Annotated in this window: 4 protein-coding genes; all 4 read right to left on the bottom strand. The window is 63.0% G+C overall.

The features are described 5' to 3' along the window. Positions 1 to 269 precede the first annotated feature (269 nt). Complete coding sequence (locus BM416_RS30220; RefSeq protein WP_092490395.1) at positions 270 to 1,889, bottom strand: methyl-accepting chemotaxis protein; 1,620 nt, start codon at positions 1,887 to 1,889, stop codon at positions 270 to 272. A 69-nt stretch (positions 1,890 to 1,958) separates the two neighbouring features. Continuing rightward, positions 1,959 to 2,654, bottom strand: coding sequence for an anaerobic ribonucleoside-triphosphate reductase activating protein (locus BM416_RS30215; RefSeq protein ID WP_092490394.1), 696 nt, complete (start codon positions 2,652 to 2,654; stop codon positions 1,959 to 1,961). Then, the gene (nrdD, locus tag BM416_RS30210; protein ID WP_049712898.1) at positions 2,651 to 2,806 is read right to left on the bottom strand and encodes an anaerobic ribonucleoside-triphosphate reductase; all 156 of its coding nucleotides are present in this window, start codon (positions 2,804 to 2,806) and stop codon (positions 2,651 to 2,653) included. The genes BM416_RS30215 and nrdD overlap by 4 nt, the downstream gene beginning before the upstream one ends. Before the next feature lie 31 nt (positions 2,807 to 2,837). Next, complete coding sequence (locus BM416_RS30205; RefSeq protein WP_027607169.1) at positions 2,838 to 4,838, bottom strand: ribonucleoside triphosphate reductase; 2,001 nt, start codon at positions 4,836 to 4,838, stop codon at positions 2,838 to 2,840. Between the last annotated feature and the right edge of the window lie 331 nt (positions 4,839 to 5,169).

Genomic DNA, 5,169 nt, shown 5'->3' with positions numbered 1-5,169 from the left:
GCTGGGCCATGGATGGCCCATCGCGGCGGCCCACGCTCCAAAGCCGGAGTGAGGGCACACCGAGCCTAGGCGAGGTGCCGAGTGTTGGGGCGAAGCGTTTTTGGTTACTTTTGGCGCTCTTCCAAAAGTGACCCGCTGTAAGAGCGGAACCCTAAGTGGCCGTGACCGCAGCAACGGATATGTACTCAATCAAATCCAACGACATGGTCGGCCCGACGGCCGCCACGGAAACAAGCCCCCTCCCACAGTTTTGACCGCACCAGCCGAAGTTACACCTTGAACCGCGCCACCGTCTGATGCAGCGTCCCCGCCATCCCGGCCAGGTCATGCCCCGCCGTCTCGGTGTGTATCGCGCCCTGCAACACCTGCTGCGACAGGTTGCGAATGCCCACCAGGTTGCGATCCACTTCCCGCGCCACCAGCGCCTGTTCTTCGGTGGCGCTGGCAATCATCATATTGCGTTCGTTAATTTGCGAGATCGACCGGGTGATCTCGTCCAGCGCTTCTCCCGAACGTTGCGCCACGCTCAAGGTCGCCTGTACCCGCTCGCTGCTGCTGTGCATGGCGGCCACGGCGTGTTCGGTGTCCTGGCGGATATTGCCGATCATCTGCTCGATCTCCTGGGTCGAGACCTGGGTGCGGTGGGCCAACGCGCGTACTTCATCGGCGACCACCGCAAACCCGCGCCCGGCTTCCCCGGCGCGGGCCGCTTCGATGGCCGCGTTCAACGCCAGCAGGTTGGTCTGGTCGGCAATGCTGCGGATCACTTCGAGCACGCTGCTGATGTCTTGCACACGGCCGGCCAGCTGCTGGATACGCTCCGAGGTTTCCACCACGCCGGTGGCCAAGGTATTGATCGATGCCACGGTTTCCTGCACCTGCGCCTGTCCACGCTGGGCGGTCTGCTCCGACAGCCGCGAGGCTTCGCTGGTGCTCACGGCATTGCGTGCCACCTCGTCGACGGCGGCGGTCATTTCATTCACCGCCGTGGCGGCCTGTTCGATTTCCTGGCCCTGCAACTGCAGGCTGCTGCTGGTCTGGCCGCTGACCGCGCTCAACTCTTCCGACGAGCTGGCCACGCCGTCCACCGACGCGGCGATATGGCGGACCATCTGGTTAAGGTTCTGCTGCATCTGGTGCAGATTGCGCATCACACTGCCGTCGATACTGTTGCCCAACGGCACCTCGAGGGTCAGGTCACCCTCGGCGATGTGGCTCAACACCCGCGCCACTTCATCCGGCTCGCCGCCCAGCGGGCGGGTGACGCTGCGCGTGACGATCACCGCCGCCACCACCACCAGGGCCAGGCACAGCAGGAACAGCCCGAGCATGGTGCCTCGCGCCTCGTCATACAGGGTTTGCGCGGCCTGCTGACGCTCGGCGAACAGCCGCCCCTGCATGGCCATCAGCGCATCCAGGCTCTTGAACACCTCAAGCTCGGCCGGGATCACCTGCTGTTTGAGCTGGGCCAGGCCCTGCTCGCGCGCCCCTTGCCGGATCAGCGCCTGCACCTGGGTGAAGGCCGCCACGTAGGCTTCGCGGTGGGTTTTCAAGGTGGCATAGGCGGCCTTGCCTTCGGCGGTGTCGAGCAGCGGTTCGAGGGTGGCGAACGCCTGGGTGATGCGCTCGCGCGTGGTGCCGATGGAGGCCTGGGCCTGTTGGTTGTCCTGGTCGATCAGCAGGTCGCGGGTGTTGCGCCCGTTATCGCGCACCCCGGTGGCGATCACCATGATCGGCGCAATTCTGGGCCAGTCCTGCTGTACGATCTGCTCGGACTGCTGCTTGAGGGTCGCCAGGTCGTGAAGGGCGTAAAACACCAAGCCGACCAGCGCCAGCGGCGCAATCGCGAAACCGATGACAATGCGTTGTGCCGTGGTTAATTGCTTCATTGTGATAGTCCCTGATGAAAACCTGCCCGTCATGGGCAGCATCTATAAAAATCCGCTTGAGGGCGCCGATCACCCTCGCAATACAAAAGCAGGAAACAACTCGCGCAATCGGCTCCATAACTCCGGCAAGGCAGCCTGTGCCGGTGAACTCGACAATTGCGTATCGAGCATGCTGGCCGTGCGCACCATTTGCACCGCAAAGCGTTGCACACCGTTGGCTTGCAAACGCTGGGCCAGCAACAGCAACCGAGGGGGGTCGATCAAATGCCAATGCACCGTGGTGCGGCACTCGTATTCCACGCCGCTGGCCAACAGGGTGTCGAGGCTGCGCCAGTTGGCGGCACCGCTGTTCCTGACCTGGGTAATCAACTGGCAATCCTCGGCCAGCGCCTTGACGTCGAAGCCGACCCAATCGGCATGCCGCAACGCATTGGCAAACCCTGCCGGCTTGATCCCGGCGCTGTGCAGGCCGACGCGAAAGCCCATCTCCCGCACTTCATCCATGGCCGCTGGCAAGCCTTCCTGCAAGGTCGGCTCGCCACCACTGAACACCACGGCGTCGAGCAAGTCCTTGCGCCGCTGCAAAAACAGCAACACCCGGCGCCAATCCACCTCCGTGCTGCCGCGCGGTGGGATCAGGTCCGGGTTGTGGCAGTAACGACAGCGCCAGGCACAGCCCTGGCAAAACAGCACACAGGCGAGCATGCCGGGGTAGTCGAGGGTGGTCAGGGGCACCAGGCCCCCGACCCGTAGCGCTCGACTCATTGGCGCCCGGCCACGGCGGCCGTTTCAGTGAAATGCACCCGCTCCTTGTGCTCGGATTGTTTGCCGGGATTGAACGCCGACACGGGCCGGTGATAGCCCATCACCCGGGTCCAGACTTCGCAGCGCTGACGTTGTGGCTGGGATGCTTGCATGGTGAATCTCCTTGCGGGTTGGAAGATCGGTTCAGTGCGCAGCGGCCAGTGCCAGCACTTCATCGCACTTGGGACAGAACTCATGCTCACCGGCGAGGTAACCGTGCACCGGGCAGATCGAGAACGTCGGGGTGATCGTCAGGTACGGCAGGCGGAAACGTCCCAACGCCTTGCGCACCAGCTGCTTGCAGGCCTGGGCCGAGGAAATCTGCTCGGCCATGTACAGGTGCAACACGGTGCCGCCGGTGTACTTGCATTGCAGTTCGTCTTGCAGCTCCAGGGCTTCGAAGGGGTCCTGGGTAAAGCCCACCGGCAATTGCGAGGAGTTGGTGTAGTACGGCGCGACGTCGCTGCCGGCCTGCAGGATGTCCGGGTAGCGCTTGCGGTCTTCCTTGGCGAAGCGGTAGGTGGTGCCTTCCGCCGGGGTGGCTTCGAGGTTGTAGAGGTGGCCGGTGTCTTCCTGGAAGCGCAGCAAAGTGGCACGCACGTGGTCGAGCAACTTGAGGGCAAATGCGCGGCCTTCCTCGGTGTGCATGCCCTGCTCGTCGCCGGTGAAATTGCGCAGCATCTCGTGCATGCCGTTGAGGCCGATGGTAGAGAAGTGATTGCGCAAGGTGCCGAGGTAACGCTTGGTGTAGGGGTACAAGCCGGCGTCCATATGGTGCTGGATCACCTTGCGCTTGACCTCCAGGCTTTCCATGGCCATGTCCATCAGGCTGTCCAGGCGTTGCAGCAGGCCCGAGGTGTCGCCCTTGAACAGGTAGCCGAGACGCGCGCAGTTGATCGTCACCACGCCGAGGCTGCCGGTCTGCTCCGCCGAACCGAACAACCCACCGCCGCGCTTGAGCAGCTCGCGCACGTCCAGTTGCAGGCGGCAGCACATCGAGCGCACCTGGTTGGGTTGCATATCGGAATTGAGGAAGTTCTGGAAATACGGCAGGCCGTAGCGCGCGGTCATCTCGAACAGGCGGTCGGCGTTCTCGCTGTCCCAGGGGAAATCGTGGGTGATGTTGTAGGTGGGAATCGGGAAGGTGAAGACCCGGCCCTTGGCATCGCCGGCCTGCATCACTTCGATATAGGCGCGGTTGATCAGCTCCATTTCCGCTTGCAGGTCGCCATAGGCAAACGGCATTTCCTCACCGCCGATCACCGGCACCTGCTCGCGCAGATCCTCCGGGCACACCCAGTCGAAGGTCAGGTTGGTAAACGGCGTCTGGGTGCCCCAGCGCGACGGCACGTTGAGGTTGTAGATGAACTCCTGTACCGCCTGGCGCACCTCGGCGTAACTCAGTTGGTCCTTGCGCACGTAAGGCGCCAGGTAGGTATCGAACGAGCTGAACGCCTGGGCGCCGGCCCATTCGTTTTGCAGGGTGCCGAGGAAATTGACCATCTGCCCCAGGGCGCTGCTCAAGTGCTTGGGCGGCCCCGCTTCGACACGGCCCGGCACGCCATTGAGGCCTTCGTGCAGCAGCGAACGCAGCGACCAGCCGGCGCAATACCCGGCGAGCATGTCGAGGTCATGGATATGCAGATCCGCCTCACGATGCGCGCGGCCGATCTGCTGGCTGTAGACCTCGTCGAGCCAGTAATTGGCGGTGACCTTGCCCGACACGTTCAACACCAGCCCCCCCAGGGAGTAGCCCTGGTTGGCGTTGGCTTGCACGCGCCAGTCTTCGCGGTCGAGGTATTCGTTCATCGAGGTGGCGACTTCCACCAGGGTCTTGCGGTCGCGGCGCAGGCGGCCGTGTTGTTCGCGGTAGACGATATAGGCGCGCATGGAGAGGAAGTAGCCGGCGTCCATCAATACGCGTTCGACACTGTCCTGGATTTGTTCGACGTCCAGGTGTTCGATGCCCCTCAGGCGAGCCAGGACAGCACCCAGTAACAGGTCGACGTCGGCCTCCTGGTACTCGCCGGTGGCGGTACCGGCGGCGGTCAGGGCGTGGTGGATTTTTTCGGCGTTGAAGGGGACTAGGCTGCCGTCGCGTTTGTGTAGGCGGGTGCTGACCAGCGGGGTGAGCGTGTTTTGCATTTTCCGGGCTCCAGGCACTACATATAGATGTTTTTAGTATTTAAGACACAAGATGCAGTGAGGTTACGGAGAATGGGGTGGGGGTCCCTTGATCGGGGTCAAGGTTTTTTGATTGGGGGTATATCCGTTATTTAGGTAACGGCGGCTTAGGGTTCCGCTCTTACAGCGGGTCACTTTGGAAAAGCCCCAAAGTAACCAAAGGGCTCTTGCCCCAACACTCGGCACCTCGCCTAGGTTCGGTGTGCCCTCACTCCGGCTTGAATCCGTGGGCCGCCGTCATGGGCCATCCTTGGCCCAGGACGGCTAACCCGGCGTCCTGCCGGGTTACCCA

Origin of the sequence: Pseudomonas sp. NFACC42-2 (genome assembly GCF_900116055.1) — a bacterium.
GTDB lineage: Bacteria > Pseudomonadota > Gammaproteobacteria > Pseudomonadales > Pseudomonadaceae > Aquipseudomonas > Aquipseudomonas marginalis.
The sequence above is the reverse complement of the archived record's forward strand: the minus strand, read 5'-3'. Positions and strand labels throughout refer to the sequence as shown.